At 72.8% G+C, this 14,622-nt stretch carries 14 protein-coding genes; 10 read left to right on the top strand and 4 right to left on the bottom strand.

Features of this window, described 5'->3' with window-relative positions:
• The first annotated feature begins 321 nt into the window (after window positions 1-321).
• The 4 genes from ABZ449_RS31365 (at window position 322) to ABZ449_RS31350 (ending at window position 4,928) form a co-directional block, all read left to right on the top strand.
• A complete protein-coding gene (locus ABZ449_RS31365) occupies window positions 322-2,913 on the top strand; it encodes a sensor histidine kinase KdpD (RefSeq protein WP_360352923.1) in 2,592 nt (863 codons plus the stop codon).
• A 136-nt stretch (window positions 2,914-3,049) separates the two neighbouring features.
• Window positions 3,050-3,730, top strand: coding sequence for a response regulator (locus ABZ449_RS31360; RefSeq protein WP_049657530.1), 681 nt, complete (start codon window positions 3,050-3,052; stop codon window positions 3,728-3,730).
• A gap of 65 nt (window positions 3,731-3,795) precedes the next feature.
• Window positions 3,796-4,203, top strand: a complete 408-nt coding sequence (locus tag ABZ449_RS31355) for an OB-fold nucleic acid binding domain-containing protein (protein WP_360352921.1) — start codon at window positions 3,796-3,798, stop codon at window positions 4,201-4,203.
• A gap of 2 nt (window positions 4,204-4,205) precedes the next feature.
• Window positions 4,206-4,928 carry a DUF3159 domain-containing protein gene (locus tag ABZ449_RS31350; RefSeq protein WP_360352919.1) on the top strand — a complete coding sequence of 241 codons (723 nt, stop codon included), beginning with the start codon at window positions 4,206-4,208 and terminating at the stop codon, window positions 4,926-4,928.
• A gap of 78 nt (window positions 4,929-5,006) precedes the next feature.
• Here ABZ449_RS31350 and ABZ449_RS31345 read toward each other — a convergent pair whose 3' ends face one another.
• Together ABZ449_RS31345 and ABZ449_RS31340 are read right to left on the bottom strand one after the other, a co-directional pair.
• Window positions 5,007-5,678 (bottom strand): TrkA family potassium uptake protein, encoded by a 672-nt coding sequence (locus ABZ449_RS31345; protein WP_360352917.1) that lies wholly within the window; start codon window positions 5,676-5,678, stop codon window positions 5,007-5,009.
• Window positions 5,678-6,346, bottom strand: a complete 669-nt coding sequence (locus ABZ449_RS31340) for a TrkA family potassium uptake protein (protein WP_360352915.1) — start codon at window positions 6,344-6,346, stop codon at window positions 5,678-5,680. Before ABZ449_RS31340 ends, ABZ449_RS31345 begins: the two co-directional genes overlap by 1 nt.
• A gap of 242 nt (window positions 6,347-6,588) precedes the next feature.
• Here ABZ449_RS31340 and ABZ449_RS31335 point away from each other — a divergent pair, with 242 nt between their 5' ends.
• Both ABZ449_RS31335 and ABZ449_RS31330 read left to right on the top strand, forming a co-directional pair.
• A complete protein-coding gene (locus ABZ449_RS31335) occupies window positions 6,589-8,667 on the top strand; it encodes an APC family permease (RefSeq protein ID WP_360352913.1) in 2,079 nt (692 codons plus the stop codon).
• Between the two features lie 383 nt (window positions 8,668-9,050).
• Complete coding sequence (locus ABZ449_RS31330; RefSeq protein ID WP_360352925.1) at window positions 9,051-10,400, top strand: class I SAM-dependent RNA methyltransferase; 1,350 nt, start codon at window positions 9,051-9,053, stop codon at window positions 10,398-10,400.
• A gap of 75 nt (window positions 10,401-10,475) precedes the next feature.
• Here ABZ449_RS31330 and ABZ449_RS31325 read toward each other — a convergent pair whose 3' ends face one another.
• Entirely contained in the window at window positions 10,476-10,661 is a 186-nt protein-coding gene (locus tag ABZ449_RS31325) for a hypothetical protein (RefSeq protein WP_049659994.1), read from the bottom strand.
• 255 nt (window positions 10,662-10,916) lie between these two features.
• Between ABZ449_RS31325 and ABZ449_RS31320 the strand changes: the two genes are divergently transcribed.
• Both ABZ449_RS31320 and ABZ449_RS31315 read left to right on the top strand, forming a co-directional pair.
• A complete protein-coding gene (locus tag ABZ449_RS31320; RefSeq protein WP_355260484.1) occupies window positions 10,917-11,153 on the top strand; it encodes a toxin-antitoxin system HicB family antitoxin in 237 nt (78 codons plus the stop codon).
• A complete protein-coding gene (locus tag ABZ449_RS31315; RefSeq protein WP_360352911.1) occupies window positions 11,150-11,578 on the top strand; it encodes a fic family toxin-antitoxin system, toxin component in 429 nt (142 codons plus the stop codon). The genes ABZ449_RS31320 and ABZ449_RS31315 overlap by 4 nt, the downstream gene beginning before the upstream one ends.
• A 141-nt stretch (window positions 11,579-11,719) precedes the next feature.
• Here the strand turns inward: ABZ449_RS31315 and ABZ449_RS31310 are convergent, their stop codons facing one another.
• The gene (locus ABZ449_RS31310; protein ID WP_360352909.1) at window positions 11,720-12,574 is read right to left on the bottom strand and encodes a GNAT family N-acetyltransferase; all 855 of its coding nucleotides are present in this window, start codon (window positions 12,572-12,574) and stop codon (window positions 11,720-11,722) included.
• 250 nt (window positions 12,575-12,824) lie between these two features.
• On the opposite strand from ABZ449_RS31310, the gene ABZ449_RS31305 reads away from it, so the two are divergent.
• Together ABZ449_RS31305 and ABZ449_RS31300 are read left to right on the top strand one after the other, a co-directional pair.
• Entirely contained in the window at window positions 12,825-13,754 is a 930-nt protein-coding gene (locus tag ABZ449_RS31305; protein ID WP_360352907.1) for an ATP-grasp domain-containing protein, read from the top strand.
• Window positions 13,751-14,614, top strand: coding sequence for an alpha-L-glutamate ligase (locus ABZ449_RS31300; RefSeq protein WP_360352905.1), 864 nt, complete (start codon window positions 13,751-13,753; stop codon window positions 14,612-14,614). Before ABZ449_RS31305 ends, ABZ449_RS31300 begins: the two co-directional genes overlap by 4 nt.
• Window positions 14,615-14,622 lie beyond the last annotated feature (8 nt).

The following is a 14,622-nucleotide window of genomic DNA, read 5'->3' as shown; positions in this document are numbered from 1 at the left end:
ATGGTACTGCAGGGGGGACCCTGTGGGAGAGTAGGACGCCGCCGAACAATTCTTCAGAAGAACCCCCATCCGGTTTCCGGATGGGGGTTCTTCGCATTTCCGGGCCAGATCGGCCCGACGAGCCGGGCCGGCCCCGGGGCAGCCTCGCACCCCTCCCGAACGACCCCCGCCGAGTGGCTGCTCCGCCGTCAATATGCCGCTAAAACCGCCTGATCAACGCACTGTTCAGCGGAAAATCGCGTCGCACGCCGTAGTCTCGAAGGCGAGGGGAACAGGTGTCCGGGGTGTCCTCCGGGCCGTGTCGGATCAAGAATGGTGCTCATGGGACGAGGCAGGCTGCGCATCTACCTCGGGGCGGCCCCCGGGGTCGGCAAGACGTACGCCATGCTCGCCGAGGCGCACCGGCGGCAGGAGCGCGGTACGGACATCGTGGTCGCCTTCATGGAGGACCACGGCCGCCGGCGGACCGCGGACATGGTCGCCGGCCTCGAGGTGGTGCTGCGGCAGCAGGTGGTGCACCGCGGCGCCCGCTTCTCCGAGATGGACCTGGACGCCGTCCTCGCCCGCCGCCCGCAGGTGGCCCTGGTGGACGAGCTGGCCCACACCAACGTCCCCGGCTGCCGCAACGAGAAGCGCTGGCAGGACGTCGAGGAGCTGCTGGCGGCCGGGATCGACGTGATCTCCACCGTCAACGTGCAGCACCTGGAGTCGCTCGGCGACGCCGTCGAGGGCATCACCGGAGTGCGCCAGCGCGAGACGGTCCCGGACGCGGTGGTCCGGCGGGCGGACCAGATCGAGCTGGTGGACATGTCCCCGCAGGCACTGCGGCGGCGGCTGGCGCACGGCAACGTGTACGCGCCGGAGAAGATCGACGCCGCGCTCGCGAACTACTTCCGCCCGGGCAACCTGACCGCGCTGCGCGAGCTGGCGTTGCTGTGGACCGCGGACCGGGTGGACGAGTACCTCCAGAAGTACCGGGCCGAGCAGGGCATCGAGGGCACCTGGCAGGCCCGGGAGCGGATCGTGGTGGGCCTGACCGGCGGGCCCGAGGGGGCGACGCTGATCCGCAGGGCGGCCCGGATCGCCGCTCGGGTCTCCGGCGGTGAGCTGCTCGCCGTGCACATCTCCCGCTCGGACGGGCTGGTGGGCTCCGGCTCGCCGCAGACGCTGATCGAGCAGCGCGCGCTGGTGGAGAGCCTCGGCGGCTCCTTCCACTCGGTCCTCGGCGACGACCCGGCCGCCGGGCTGCTGGACTTCGCCCGGGGCGTGAACGCCACCCAGATCGTCCTGGGCACCAGCCGACGGCCCGCCTGGCAGTACCTGTACGGGCCGGGCGTCGGCACCACGGTGACCCGGGAGGCCGGGGACATCGACGTCCACATGGTCACCCACGAGCACGCCGGGCACGGGCGGCGCGGCAAGATACCGGTCCGCCGGATCACCGACCTGGGCCGCACCCGGACCGTCGCCGGCTGGCTGATCGGGCTGGTCGGGCCCCCGGTGCTGGCGGTCGTGCTGACCACGATCGGCGGGCTGGGGCTCTCCACCGACATGCTGCTGTTCCTGTCGCTGACGGTGTGCGCGGCGCTGGTCGGCGGGCTGCTGCCGGCCATCGGCTCGGCGCTGGTCGCGTCCTCGGTGCTGAACTACTACTTCACCCCGCCGCTGCACACCTTCACCATCAACGAGCCGCAGAACATCATGGCGGTGGCGATCTTCACCATCGTCGGCATATCGGTGGCGTCGGTGGTGGACCTCGCGGCCCGGCGCACCCAGCAGGCGTCCCGCAGCCAGACCGAGGCGCAGACGCTCAGCGCGCTGGCCGGCACGGTGCTGCGCGGCGCGCCCAACGGCGACGGGGTGCTCACCGCGCTGATGGAACAGGTCCGGGAGACCTTCGGGCAGGAGAGCGCCGCACTGCTGGAGCGGCCCGATCCGCTCACGGCCTGGGCACCGGTGGCCTCCGCCGGCCCGCGCCCGCCGGAGCGGCCGGAGGAGGCGGACGTGGACGTCCCGGTCGGCGACAGCCTGGCGCTGGTGCTGCGCGGCCGGGTGCTGCCCGGCGCGGACCGGCGCCTGCTCGGGGCCTTCGCCGCGCAGGCCGCCGTGGTGCTGGAGCGCCGTCGGCTGGCCCGGGAGGCCGCCGAGGCCCGCCGGGAGGCCGAGGGCAACCGGATCCGGACGGCCCTGCTGGCGGCCGTCTCGCACGACCTGCGCACCCCGCTGGCCGGCATCAAGGCCTCGGTGAGCTCGCTGCGCTCGGCGGACGTCGACTGGGACCCGGAGGACGAGGCCGAGCTGCTGGCCGGCATAGAGGCCGGGGCCGACCGGCTGGACCACCTGATCAACAACCTGCTCGACATGAGCCGCCTGCAGACCGGTACCGTCACCCCGCTGTTCCAGGAGACCGACCTGGACGAGGTGGTGCCCTTCGCGCTCGGTGGGGTTCCGCCGGAGTCCGTCCGGCTGGAGGTGCCGGAGACGCTGCCGATGGTCCGGGCCGACGGCGGGCTGCTGGAGCGCTCGCTGGCCAACCTGGTGGAGAACGCCGTCAAGTACAGCCCGGACGGCGTCAAGGTGCTGGTCAAGGCCGACGAGCTGCGGCAGCCGGGGCAGGCGTCCCGGGTCGAGCTGCGGATCGTGGACCGAGGCCCGGGCGTGCCCGAAGAGGCCAAGGAGAAGATCTTCGCGCCGTTCCAGCGGTACGGGGACGCGCCGCGCGGCGCCGGGGTGGGCCTCGGGCTCGCGGTGGCGCGCGGCTTCGTCGAGGCGATGGACGGTACCGTCACCGCCGAGGACACCCCGGGCGGCGGCCTCACCATGGTCGTCAGCCTGCCCGTGGTCGAACGGCCGCCCGATACGGGGGAGCCGGGCGGCGAGGGTGGCGATCCGCTCCCGGAGCTGATCACCTGAGAACCGGCGGCGCACCGGCCGGGCCCGTCACCCCGCGGGCGGACCCGTCACCCCTCCGGGGCCGCGCGCCGCAGCGAAAGTCGTAGAGCCAGTCCCAGTCCGTAAGCCAGACAGCCCCGAAAGGCGGAGCCCGCACATGACCCGGGTCCTCGTCGTGGACGACGAACCGCAGATCGTCCGCGCGTTGGTGATCAACCTCAAGGCCCGCAAGTACGAGGTGGACGCGGCCCATGACGGCGCGAGCGCCCTGGAGCTGGCCGCGGCCCGCCATCCGGACGTGGTCGTCCTCGACCTGGGCCTGCCCGACATGGACGGGGTCGAGGTGATCCGTGGCCTGCGCGGCTGGACCCGGGTGCCGATCATCGTGCTGTCGGCCCGGCACGCCTCGGACGAGAAGGTCGAGGCCCTGGACGCCGGCGCCGACGACTACGTCACCAAGCCGTTCGGCATGGACGAGCTGCTCGCCCGGATGCGGGCCGCCGTGCGGCGGGCCGAGCCGGTGGCCGGGGAGGCCGACTCGCTGGTCGTCACCGAGTCCTTCACCGTCGACCTCGCGGCCAAGAAGGTCAACCGGGACGGCGCCGACGTCCGCCTCACACCGACCGAGTGGCACCTGCTGGAGGTACTGGTCCGCAACGCCGGGCGGCTGGTCAGCCAGACCCAGTTGCTGCAGGAGGTGTGGGGCCCGGCGTACCGCACCGAGACCAACTACCTGCGGGTCTACCTCGCCCAGCTGCGCCGCAAGCTGGAGCGCGACCCCTCGCACCCGCGCCACTTCATCACCGAACCGGGCATGGGATACCGGTTCGAGAGCTGACCGCGGCTGCCCCCGGCGGCCGAACGACCTGCCGCCGGGGGGCCCGAACCCGGTACCCTTCCGACATGAGTGGTGACAACAGCAGCGCCCAGTCGCAGGGGCGGTTCCGCCGCATGCTCAGTCGACTGACCTCCTCGGCCGAGGAGCTGGCCGCCGAGGAGCTGCGGCAGGAGAACGCCGCGGAGTCCGGCTGCACACCGATCGCCGGCTGCGGCGACCGCGAGCTGGTCACCGTCGCGGGCACTTTGCGCACGGTGACGCTGCGCCCCAGGGCGGGTGTGCCCGCCCTGGAGGCCGAACTCTTCGACGGCACCGAGGCGCTGGACGTGGTCTGGCTCGGCCGCCGCTCGATCGCAGGGATAGAGCCCGGCCGCCGGCTGGTCGCCAGCGGCCGCATCGGTCACGCACGCGGGCGCCGCGTGCTGTTCAACCCCCGCTATGAGCTGCGTCCGGTCGGACACGGGAGCGAATGAGCGTGAGCAACCAGCCCGGCGGCGAGGCCGCCGCCCAGTTCGACCTGGCCGTCGACCCCGCGGACGCGGAGGCCGCCCGCAAGGCCGCCTCCAAGGAGGCCGCCGACACCGTGCTCCAGGCCTTCGGCGGCGTGCGCGGCATGATCGACATGACGCTGCCAGGCCTGGTCTTCATCGTCACCTACAACCTGACCCACCAGGTCAGCACCTCGGCCTGGGCCGCGCTGGGCCTGAGCGCCCTGCTCGTGGTGGCCCGGCTGGCGAAGCGGGAGACCATCCAGCACGCCTTCAGCGGGGTGTTCGGTGTCGCCCTCGGCGCCTGGATCGCGATGAAGAGCGGCAAGGCCGAGGACTTCTACCTGCCCGGCCTGCTCTGGAACGTCGGCTACAGCATCGCCCTGGCGGTCTCCGCGCTGGTGCGCTGGCCGATGATCGGGGTGATGCTCGGCCCGATCACCGGCGAGATGTTCACCTGGCGCAAGGAGAACCCGGGCCGCCTGGCCGCCTACACCAAGGCGACCTGGGCCTGGGTGCTGATCATGGGCCTCAAGCCGGTGATCCTCTTCCCGCTCTACTTCACCCACAACGTCAACCTGCTGGGGTGGCTGAAGGTCGCCCTCGGCATCCCGCCGCTGCTGCTGGCGATGTACGTGACCTGGCAGATCCTCCTGAAGGCGCCGCCGCCGATCAAGGCGCAGCTGGACGAGGAGGAGCCGGCGAAGTAGCCGCCGGCCGGCCCGAGTGACGGCGAAGGGCCCGCACCCCGACGAGGGGTGCGGGCCCTTCCGCTGTGCGTCCCGGGACTACTGGGCGCCCGAGGTGGCCGAGAGGAGCTGCTCCAGCTCCTCCTCGCGCTCCTGCGCGGCGACGAAGAGCAGCTCGTCGCCGCCCTCCAGGGTGTCGTCCTTGCCCGGCACCAGCACCCGGCCCTCGCGGATGATGGTCACCAGCGCGGTGTCCTGCGGCCAGAGCACGTCGCCGACCCGGGTGCCGACCAGTTCGGTGTCGGAGGCCAGGGTCAGCTCGACCAGGTTGGCGTTGCCCTGGCTGAAGCGCATCAGGCGGACCAGGTCGCCGACGCTGACCGCCTCCTCGACCAGCGCGGACATCAGACGCGGGGTGGAGACGGCGACGTCCACGCCCCAGGACTCGTTGAAGAGCCACTCGTTCTTGGGGTTGTTCACGCGGGCGACCACCCGCGGCACCGCGTACTCCGTCTTGGCGAGCAGCGAGACGACCAGGTTGACCTTGTCGTCACCGGTCGCGGCGATCACCACGTGGCAGCGCTGGAGCGCGGCCTCGTCCAGTGAGGTGATCTCGCAGGCGTCGGCCAGCAGCCACTCCGCCATCGGAACCCGCTCCACCGAGATGGAGTTGGGGTTCTTGTCTATCAGCAGGACCTCGTGGCCGTTCTCCAGCAGCTCGCCCGCGATCGAGCGGCCCACGGCACCGGCTCCGGCAATGGCGACCCGCATCAGTGACCCTCCTCCTTCGGCCCCTGCGCGAACGCGGCCTCGACGGCCGTCAGGTCGGCCCGGCGCAGCATCACGTGCACCAGGTCGCCCTCCTGCACCACCATCTGGGGCGAGGGGAGCACTCCCTCGCCGAGCCGGGTGACGAACGCCACCCGGGCGCCGGAGGCCTCCTCCAGCTTGCTGATCCGGTGGCCGATCCAGCGCGGGTCGTACGCGACCTCGGCGAGCTGCACGCCACCGCTCGGGTCCTGCCACAGCGGCTCGGCGCCGCTCGGCAGCAGCCGGCGCAGCATCTGGTCGGCGGTCCAGCGGACGGTCGCCACGGTGGGGATGCCCAGGCGCTGGTACACCTCGGCGCGGCGGGGGTCGTAGATCCGGGCGGCGACGTTCTCGACGCCGAAGTTCTCCCGGGCCACCCGGGCGGCGATGATGTTGGAGTTGTCACCGCTGGAGACCGCGGCGAAGGCGCCGGCCTCCTCGATGCCCGCCTCGCGCAGGGTGTCCTGGTCGAAGCCGACGCCGGTGACGCGCCGGCCGTTGAACCCGGCGCCCAGCCGACGGAACGCGGTCGGGTCCTGGTCGACCACGGCCACCGAGTGGCCCTGTTTCTCCAGTGCTCTGGCGAGGGCGGAGCCCACGCGGCCGCAGCCCATGATCACGATGTGCACCGGCGCTTACCTCACCCGTCCCGAAGGGGCCTTGACCTGCGCAAACACCGTTCAGCTCCGTTTCCCGCCCGGTCGTCCGGGACGAGGTTCATCGTGGGGGCGCCGACCCGGCAACACTCGACAACCAGAGTGTTGCCCACCGGCTCGTATCCGACACGCTAGCCGGTCCACCGAATGCAGTCGCGACGAAGGGGGGGACAAACGGGCGAGCCTCGACCGGGGAGCCCCTACGATTCCTTAACGTGCCTATGCCGACTGACCTTCCGAAACGCCTCCTCATCGGGCGCGCCCTACGCAGTGACAAGCTGGGCGAGACGCTTCTGCCCAAGCGGATCGCGCTGCCCGTGTTCGCCTCGGACGCGCTCTCCTCGGTCGCGTACGCCCCCGAGGAGATCCTGCTCACCCTCTCCCTCGCGGGCGCCTCGGCGATCCACTTCTCCTGGCAGATCGGCGTCGTCGTGGCGATCGTGATGCTCGCCGTGGTCGCCTCGTACCGGCAGAACGTGCACGCCTACCCCAGCGGTGGCGGTGACTACGAGGTCGCGACCGTCAACCACGGGCCGGCCGCCGGTCTGGTGGTCGCCAGCGCCCTGATGGTCGACTACGTGCTCACCGTGGCCGTGTCGACGACTTCGGGCGTCGCCAACGTCGTCTCCGCGGTGCCCGCGCTGCGCGGCCACGAAGCGGTGCTGTCGGTGGTCGTGGTCGTGCTGCTGATGGGCATGAACCTGCGCGGTGTGCGTGAATCCGGGAGCGCCTTCGCCGTCCCGACCTACGCCTTCATGATCGGCGTGATCGGGATGGTCGGCTACGGGGTGTTCCGGCACTTCGTGCTCGGCCAGGACATGCCCGCCGAGAGCTCCGGGTTCCACCTCGCCGCCACGCCGGGCAACGACTCGCTGGCCGGCTTCGCGCTGGTGTTCCTGCTGCTGAAGGCGTTCTCCTCGGGCTGTGCCGCGCTCACCGGTGTGGAGGCGATCTCCAACGGCGTGCCGGCCTTCCGCAAGCCGAAGAGCAAGAACGCGGCCACCACGCTGCTGATGATGGCCAGCATCGCCGTCGTGATGTTCATGGGCATCATCTGGCTGGCCCGGCTGACCGGTGTCCAGATGGCCGAGAACCCGGCCGAACAGCTGGTCGGCGCCTCGCCGGACTACCACCAGAAGACCGCGCTGGCGCAGATCAGCGAGGCGGTGTTCAACGACTTCACGCCCGGCTTCTACTTCGTCGCGGCCGTCACCGGGCTGATCCTGGTGCTCGCGGCCAACACCGCCTTCAACGGCTTCCCGGTGCTCGGCTCGATCCTCGCCCAGGACCGTTACCTGCCGCGCCAGCTGCACACCCGCGGCGACCGGCTGGCCTTCTCCAACGGCATCATCCTGCTGGCGATCGCCGCGGTTCTGCTGATCCTCGCCTTCGACGCCGACCCGACCCGGCTGATCCAGCTCTACATCGTCGGCGTCTTCGTCGCCTTCAACATGAGCCAGTCCGGCATGATCCGGCACTGGACCCGGTTGCTGCGCTCCGAGACCGACCCGGCCGAGCGCCGCCGCATGCAGCGCAGCCGGGCGATCAACGCCTTCGGCCTGGTGATGACCATGGCCGTGCTGATCGTCGTCCTGGTCACCAAGATCAGCCACGCCTGGATCGCGATCGCCGCGATGGCCGTGCTGTTCGTGATGATGAAGGGCATCCGCCGGCACTACGACCGGGTCTCCGACGAGCTCATCGCCGCCGAGGAGCCGGACGACGTGGTGCTGCCCACCCGGGTGCACGCCATCGTGCTGGTCTCCAAGCTGCACAAGCCGGCGCTGCGCGCCCTCGCGTACGCCAGGCTGGCCCGGGCCCACACGCTGGAGGCCGTCACGGTGAACGTCGACCCGGCGGACACCGCGGCGCTGCGGCAGGAGTGGGACGAACGCGGCATCGAGGTGCCGCTCAAGGTGCTGGACTCGCCGTACCGCGAGGTCACCGGGCCGGTCCTGGACTACGTGAAGAACCTGCGGCGCAGCAGCCCGCGGGACGTGGTCTCGGTGTACATCCCGGAGTACGTGGTCGGCCACTGGTACGAGCACCTGCTGCACAACCAGAGCGCGCTGCGGCTCAAGGGGCGGCTGCTGTTCAAGCCCGGTGTGATGGTCACTTCGGTACCGTGGCAGCTGGAGTCCTCGGAGCGGCGCAGGCCACAGAAGGCCTGGTCGGCGCCGGGTGCCGTCCGGCGTGGCGAGCCACGGGCGCCGAAGGCCGTAAAGTCGAAGGATTCCTCCACCGGTGCGAACGCCGGTGACACCTCCGACCGCAGCAAGGACTCCTCCCAGTGACCCGCAACACTCCGCCCCGTTCCTCGGGCTCCTCCGGCAAGGGCGCCCGCCGGGGCGGCTCCCAGCCCGGGCAGGTCTCCCGGCCGCGCTGGGGCCGGCCGGCCCGTCCGGAGGCCACCGACCGCGACGGCCTCACCGCGCGCACCGCGCCGATCGTCCCGGGCGAGAGGGAGGACCGGGAGCCCACCGGGCCGGACACCGGGAAGGGCTCGGGCAAGGGCGGCTCGGGCAAGGCTTCCGCGGGCAAGGCTTCCGCGGGCGGTGCTGCCGGCAAGGGCGCGCCGAAGGGCGCGGGCAAGGACGCCGCCCAGAACGCGCCGAAGGGCGCCGCCGGGGCCGGCCGGAAGGCGCCGCGCAAGCAGGCGGTGCGACCGCCCAAGGCGCTGCGCACCGCCGCCGCGCGGCCGTCGCGGCCCGAGGCGCCGTCCGGGGAGCCGCTGGTCGGGCAGCGCTACGAGGTCGAGGTCGGCCCGGTCGCGCACGGTGGCGGGCACTGCGTGGCCCGGCACGAGGGGCGGGTGCTGTTCGTGCGGCACGCGCTGCCCGGGGAGAAGGTCGTCGCGCTGGTGACCGACGGGACCACCACCTCGCGGTTCCTGCGGGCCGACGCGGTGGAGGTGCTGGAGCCGGCCAAGGACCGGATCGAGGCGCCCTGTCCGTTCGCCGGCCCGGGCAAGTGCGGCGGCTGCGACTGGCAGCACGTCACACCGGGCGGGCAGCGCAAGCTCAAGGCGGCGGTGCTGACCGAGCAGCTGGCCAAGCTGGCCGGGCTCACCCCGGCCGAGGCGGGCTGGGACGGCAGCGTCGAGCCGGTCGGCGGCAAGCTGCCGGCCGGGCAGGTGCCGGCCTGGCGCACCCGGGTGCAGTACGCGGTGGACGCCGAGACCGGGAAGGTCGGTCTGCGCAAGTACCGCTCGCACGAGGTGCAGCCGGTGGACCGCTGCCTGATCGCCGCCGAGGGCGTCACCGAGCTGGGCATCGAGTCCCGCGACTGGCCGGGCGTGGCGAACGTCGAGGTGATCGCCGCGACCGGTTCCTCCGACCGTCAGGTGGTGCTGACCCCGCGCGACGGCGCCCAGCTGCCGCTGGTCGAGCTGGACAAGCCGGTGTCGATCGCCCGGGTGGACGAGCAGGGCGACGTGCACAAGGTGCACGGGCGCTCCTTCGTGCGCGAGCGGGCCGCCGGGCGGACCTGGCGGATCAGCAACGGCGGCTTCTGGCAGATCCACCCGGAGGCGCCGGACACCCTGGTCGACGCCGTGCTGGACGGGCTGGACCCGCAGTGGGGCGAGAACGCCCTCGACCTGTACTGCGGCGTCGGCCTGTTCGCGGGCGCGCTGGCCGACCGGATCGGCGAGGACGGCGCGGTGCTCGGCATCGAGTCCGCCAAGCAGGCCGTGGTCGACGCCCGGCACAACCTGGCCGCGCTGGACAACGTGCAGATCGAGTGCGACCGGGTCGAGACGCTGCTGCCGCGCACCGGCATCACCGCCACCGACCTGATCGTGCTGGACCCGCCGCGTTCGGGCGCCGGTCGCGAGACCGTCGGCCACCTGGTCGGCCTGGAGGCGCGCCGGATCGCGTACGTGGCCTGCGACCCGGCGGCGCTCGCCCGGGACCTGAAGTTCTTCCGCGAGGGCGGCTACCGGCCGGTGTCGCTGCGGGCCTTCGACCTGTTCCCGATGACCCACCACTTCGAGTGCGTGGCGATCCTGGAGCCGACCGGGGAGTGATCCCCGGCGCCGGCGCGTCACGGCAGGAGGCGGTCACCCGTTCGGGGTGACCGCCTCCGCCGCGTCCGGGGCCGGCTACTCGTTGTGCTCCTCCTCGTCGACGCTGTGCGGCAGGTCGATGCCGTGCTGGGCGGCGAGCCGCAGGAGCGAGGCGACCCGGCCCTCGTACGCCTGGACGCCGTCGGCGTCCCCTTCGGCCCGGGCCGCCGCGAGGTCCCGGCGGGCCTGGGCGAGCTGTTCGCGCAGTTCCTGATCGAACATGGCTGTCATCGTCGGCCTCCGCACCGGTCGGCGCCCGCTCGGGGGAAAGCAGGGGATTTCAGCGTCCCGGACGGCGGGTCGGTCTTCAAGTCCCGCTCCTCCTGGTGGGGGCTCGAAGTGCGGTTCCTCCTGGTGGGGGCTCGACGAGGTCGGGATTCCCGGTGACGGTGAGGTTGCGCGGGGGCGTGCGGCAGGTGTGCGGGCGGTGTGCGTGCGCCCTTGTTGTGCTAGCACTTGAGCGCTAGCTTGAGCGGCATGGGTAAGAAGCAGCTGAACGTGCGGGTCGACGCCACGACCGCCGAAATGGCCCGGGAACGGGCGGAGCAGCAGGGGATCTCCATGAACCAGTACATCGAGCGCCTGGTCCAACAGGACATGGGCGAGTCCGGACGGGCCTTCGTGGACGCGGCCGCGCAGTTCATGAAGGAGTACGAGTCGGCCTTCCTCGCCGAGTTCGCGGAGCCCGGCGACCTCCAGGACGTGCGCCGTTGAAGCTGGAGGTCGACCTCTCGTGGCTGCTCATGACCGCCGAGCAGTACACCCCCGGTGACCCGCAGGTCACCGACTACGGCTCGCTGCTCGCGGCCGTCACCCGCCACCAGGCCGAGATATTCGACATCGCGGTCTACCCCGAACCGCAGGACCGCGCCGCCGCACTGATGCACCAGCTGATCCGGGTGCCCGCGCTGGAGAAGACCAACGAGCTCTTCGCGACCGCCGTCGCCTACGCCTACCTCGTGGCCAGCGGCTGCACCGTCGCCACCACCGCCCGCGAGGTGCGCAGCCTCTCCCGGGCCATCCGCGAGGGACGGCTCGGGGTGTCGGGCGTCGCCGAGCGGCTGGCGGCCTGGGTGGTGGACGAGGCGGAGGGGGAGGAGGTCACCGGGGCGGACGACGAGGACGAGGACGACGACTGATCGGCGCCGTCCCCGTCGGGGTCTTCCGGGGCGTCGTGCGGTGGACTCCTGCCGGGCGGCGGGCTGCTGCTCGGTGGCGGGCTCCTGCTACGGGCCGGGCTCCTGCTACGGGCCGGGCTCCTGCTACGAGGCGGGTTCCTGCTACGAGGCGGGTTCCGCGATCAGGGCCGTCGCGAAGGTGCGGAAGCCGGCCCGGCGGTAGATCCGGGCGACGTCCTCGTCGGCCGCGGACAGGAACACCGTCCGCACCCCGTTCGCGCGGGCGTGCGCGACCAGGGCCGCGGTGACCGCCAGGCCCAGCCCGCGGCGGCGAGCGGACGGGAGCGTGCCCACCCCGGCCACCTCGGTGACCGGGCCCACCGGGTTGTGCTGCCCCGCGCACAGGGCCGTACCGTCCTCCAGGGCCGCGGCCAGCACGGTGGCGCCGGCGGTGATCCGCCGGGCGATCTGCTCGACCGTACCGTCGGCCGTCGACTGCGCCGCGGCCTCGGTGAGTTCGTCCGTGCCGATCCGGCCGATGGCCGTGCCCGGATCGCCGAAGGCCAGGTGCGGCACGGCGACCGCGGCCGCCAGTTCCGGCACGTCCGGCGCCAGCACCCGGACCTCCACCCGCTCCGGCAGCTCGGGTGCCGGGGCCGCCTCGTCCTGCGGGCCCAGCACCAGCAGCGGGTGCTCGTGCACCGTCAGGCCCGCCGCCTCGACCGCCGCGCGCAGCTCCGGGTTCTGCTCGGACACCCACTCGAAGGCCTCCGGCACGCCCAGCTCCCGCTGCCGCTCCAGGACCCGGCGGACGTCCTCGGCGGTGGCGGCCGGGCCGGTGTGGCCGAGCGTCGGGCGGGCGTAGTACGGCCAGCCGGCCCCGTCGCGGACGAACAGGGTCAGCGGTCCGAAGTCCTCGGCGCGGGCGGCGCTGCGCGGCACGGCATCGTAGTAGCACTCGATCTCGTCGAGCAGGGGGCGGTCGGGAACATGATCGGCAGGGTTCACGGCGTGCATCCAAGCAGGGGCGGACGGGTGCTGCCACCGGATTACCGGGGCACGTCCGGGAACTCCCGTGCCTCGGCGTTCCGCCGTGCCTCGGCGTCCCTCCGGGGCCGCTCCGCCCTTCGGGGGCCGATTGTTGCCGAACGCTTACCCGCCCGCAGCGATCTTGTGCGAGCAGAGCGTGCATGCTGAAGCCTTTACAGCTCTGCCGAGGGGGACGGCGGACGTCTGCACTAGGCGAGGCAAGGGGGAAGACAGGCCCATGAGGCTCTGCTTTCTGGTGGAGGAACACTACCGGCGCGACGGCATGCCGCTCGACGTGGCGCGCCAACTCACGGCATGGGGGCACCGGGTGGACGTGCTGCGCCCCGGGGACTCGCTGCTGGCGATCTCCGAGGAGGTGCGGGCCGGCAGCCACGACGCCTGGGTGCTCAAGACCGTGTCCGGCGGGCCCGGGCTGACCCTGCTGGAGTCGGCCGCCGCCGTCGGCCTCACCACGGTGAACGACGTGCGATCGATCCGCGGGGTCCGGGACAAGGCGCTCGCCGCGGTCATCGGCCGCACCCGCGGGTTGCCCGTCCCGGTGACGTACGCGGCCGCGCGCTGGGAACGGCTGGCGGAGATCCCGGCCACCGAGTACCCGCTGGTGGTCAAGCCCGCCGACGGCAGCTCCGGGCGCGCCGTCCGGCTGGTGCGCAGCCCCGACCAGCTGCTGGAGGTCGGGCCGGAGCTGGCGGGGGAGGGGCTGCTGATCGCGCAGCCGTACGTGCCCAACTCCGGGACCGACCTCAAGGTGTACTGCATCGACGGCGATCTCTTCGCGACGGAACGTTCCTCTCCGCTGCACCCCGGGCAGGGCGTGCGGGAACGGCAGGTGCCGCTGCCGGGGAGCGTCGCGCGGATCGTGGCGCAGGTCGGCGAGGTGTTCGGGCTGGACCTGTTCGGGGTCGACGTGCTGCTGGGGCCGGACGGGCCGGTGGTGGTGGACGTCAACGACTTCCCGAGCTTCCGGCAGGTGCCGGACGCGGTGGCCCGGGTCGCCCGGGCGGTGCTGCGGCTCGCGCGCAGCGGGACGGCCGTCTCGGTGCCCGGCGGGCCCGCCGGACTGGTGCCCGGAGGGCCGGTCGAGCTGGTGCCCGCGGGTGCCGAACCGTACGGGCAATTCGGCTTCGGTGAAGGGGAGTTGCTGTGAAGGTCGGGCTGATCACCGGCGACCCGGGGCATCCGGTGCTGGCGGCGGTGGCCGACCTGCTGGTGCGCCGGGGGCACGACGTGACGACCGTCCCGCCCGCGGGGCCCGTGACGGGGCTCGCGGACGTCTACCTGCTCAAGGCCCGCACGCCCCAGGCGCTGGCGCTGGCAGAGGAGTTGGAACGCCGGGGCGCGCCGGTGGTCAACTCGGCGGCGGCCACCGGGCTGTGCCAGGACCGGGTGCGGATGGCCGACCTCGCCCGCGCTGCCGGGCTGCCCTTCGCGGACACGGAGGCGGTCGGTCGGCTGGGCGAACTCGTCGACCCGGCTTACCCGTTCGTGGTCAAGAGCCGACACAGCAGGCGGCACGACCTGGTCGCCCGGGTGGACGGGCCGGCCCGGTTGCGCGAACTCGCCGAGCGCTGGCCCGAGGAGCCGGTCGTCACCCAGCCGTTCGTCCCGGGGACCGGCTGGGACCAGAAGCTCTGGGTGGTCGACGGACAGGTGTTCGCGGCCCGGCGGCAGTCCGAACTCGCCACCGGCACGGGGAAGTCGGGGCGGGCGGAGGACTGGGAGCCGTCCGCCGCCCGTGCCGCGCTCGCGCTGCGCGTCGGCGAGGTGTTCGGGCTCGACGTGTACGGGGTCGACCTGGTCGACGGACCCGCCGAGCCGGTCATCGTGGACGTCAACGCCTTTCCCGGGGTCCGTGGCCGCCCCGGCGCGCCGGAGGCGCTCGTGGCGCTGGCGCTGCGGGTCGGGGCACAGCGGGTCGGGGTGCAGCCCGGCCCCGCTGGGCGGGCGCTCGCGGGACTCGGGGCGGGACTCGGGGCGGGGCTCGGGCCCGGGAGGGGCGTGGGGTAGGGCCCGCC

Origin of the sequence: Kitasatospora sp. NPDC005856, from assembly GCF_040629945.1 — a bacterium.
Taxonomy (GTDB): Bacteria; Actinomycetota; Actinomycetes; order Streptomycetales; family Streptomycetaceae; genus Kitasatospora.
This window is presented reverse-complemented; position numbering and strand designations above follow the sequence as displayed.

Bases quoted from the DNA above. Each gene is read 5' to 3' on its own strand.
- ABZ449_RS31360 (WP_049657530.1), top strand. From the start codon at position 3,050: ATGACCCGGGTCCTCGTCGTGGACGACGAACCGCAGATCGTCCGCGCG.
- ABZ449_RS31325 (WP_049659994.1), bottom strand. From the start codon at position 10,661: ATGTTCGATCAGGAACTGCGCGAACAGCTCGCCCAGGCCCGCCGGGAC.
- ABZ449_RS31355 (WP_360352921.1), top strand. From the start codon at position 3,796: ATGAGTGGTGACAACAGCAGCGCCCAGTCGCAGGGGCGGTTCCGCCGC.
- ABZ449_RS31310 (WP_360352909.1), bottom strand. From the start codon at position 12,574: ATGCACGCCGTGAACCCTGCCGATCATGTTCCCGACCGCCCCCTGCTC.
- ABZ449_RS31305 (WP_360352907.1), top strand. From the start codon at position 12,825: ATGAGGCTCTGCTTTCTGGTGGAGGAACACTACCGGCGCGACGGCATG.
- ABZ449_RS31345 (WP_360352917.1), bottom strand. From the start codon at position 5,678: ATGCGGGTCGCCATTGCCGGAGCCGGTGCCGTGGGCCGCTCGATCGCG.
- ABZ449_RS31365 (WP_360352923.1), top strand. From the start codon at position 322: ATGGGACGAGGCAGGCTGCGCATCTACCTCGGGGCGGCCCCCGGGGTC.
- ABZ449_RS31320 (WP_355260484.1), top strand. From the start codon at position 10,917: ATGGGTAAGAAGCAGCTGAACGTGCGGGTCGACGCCACGACCGCCGAA.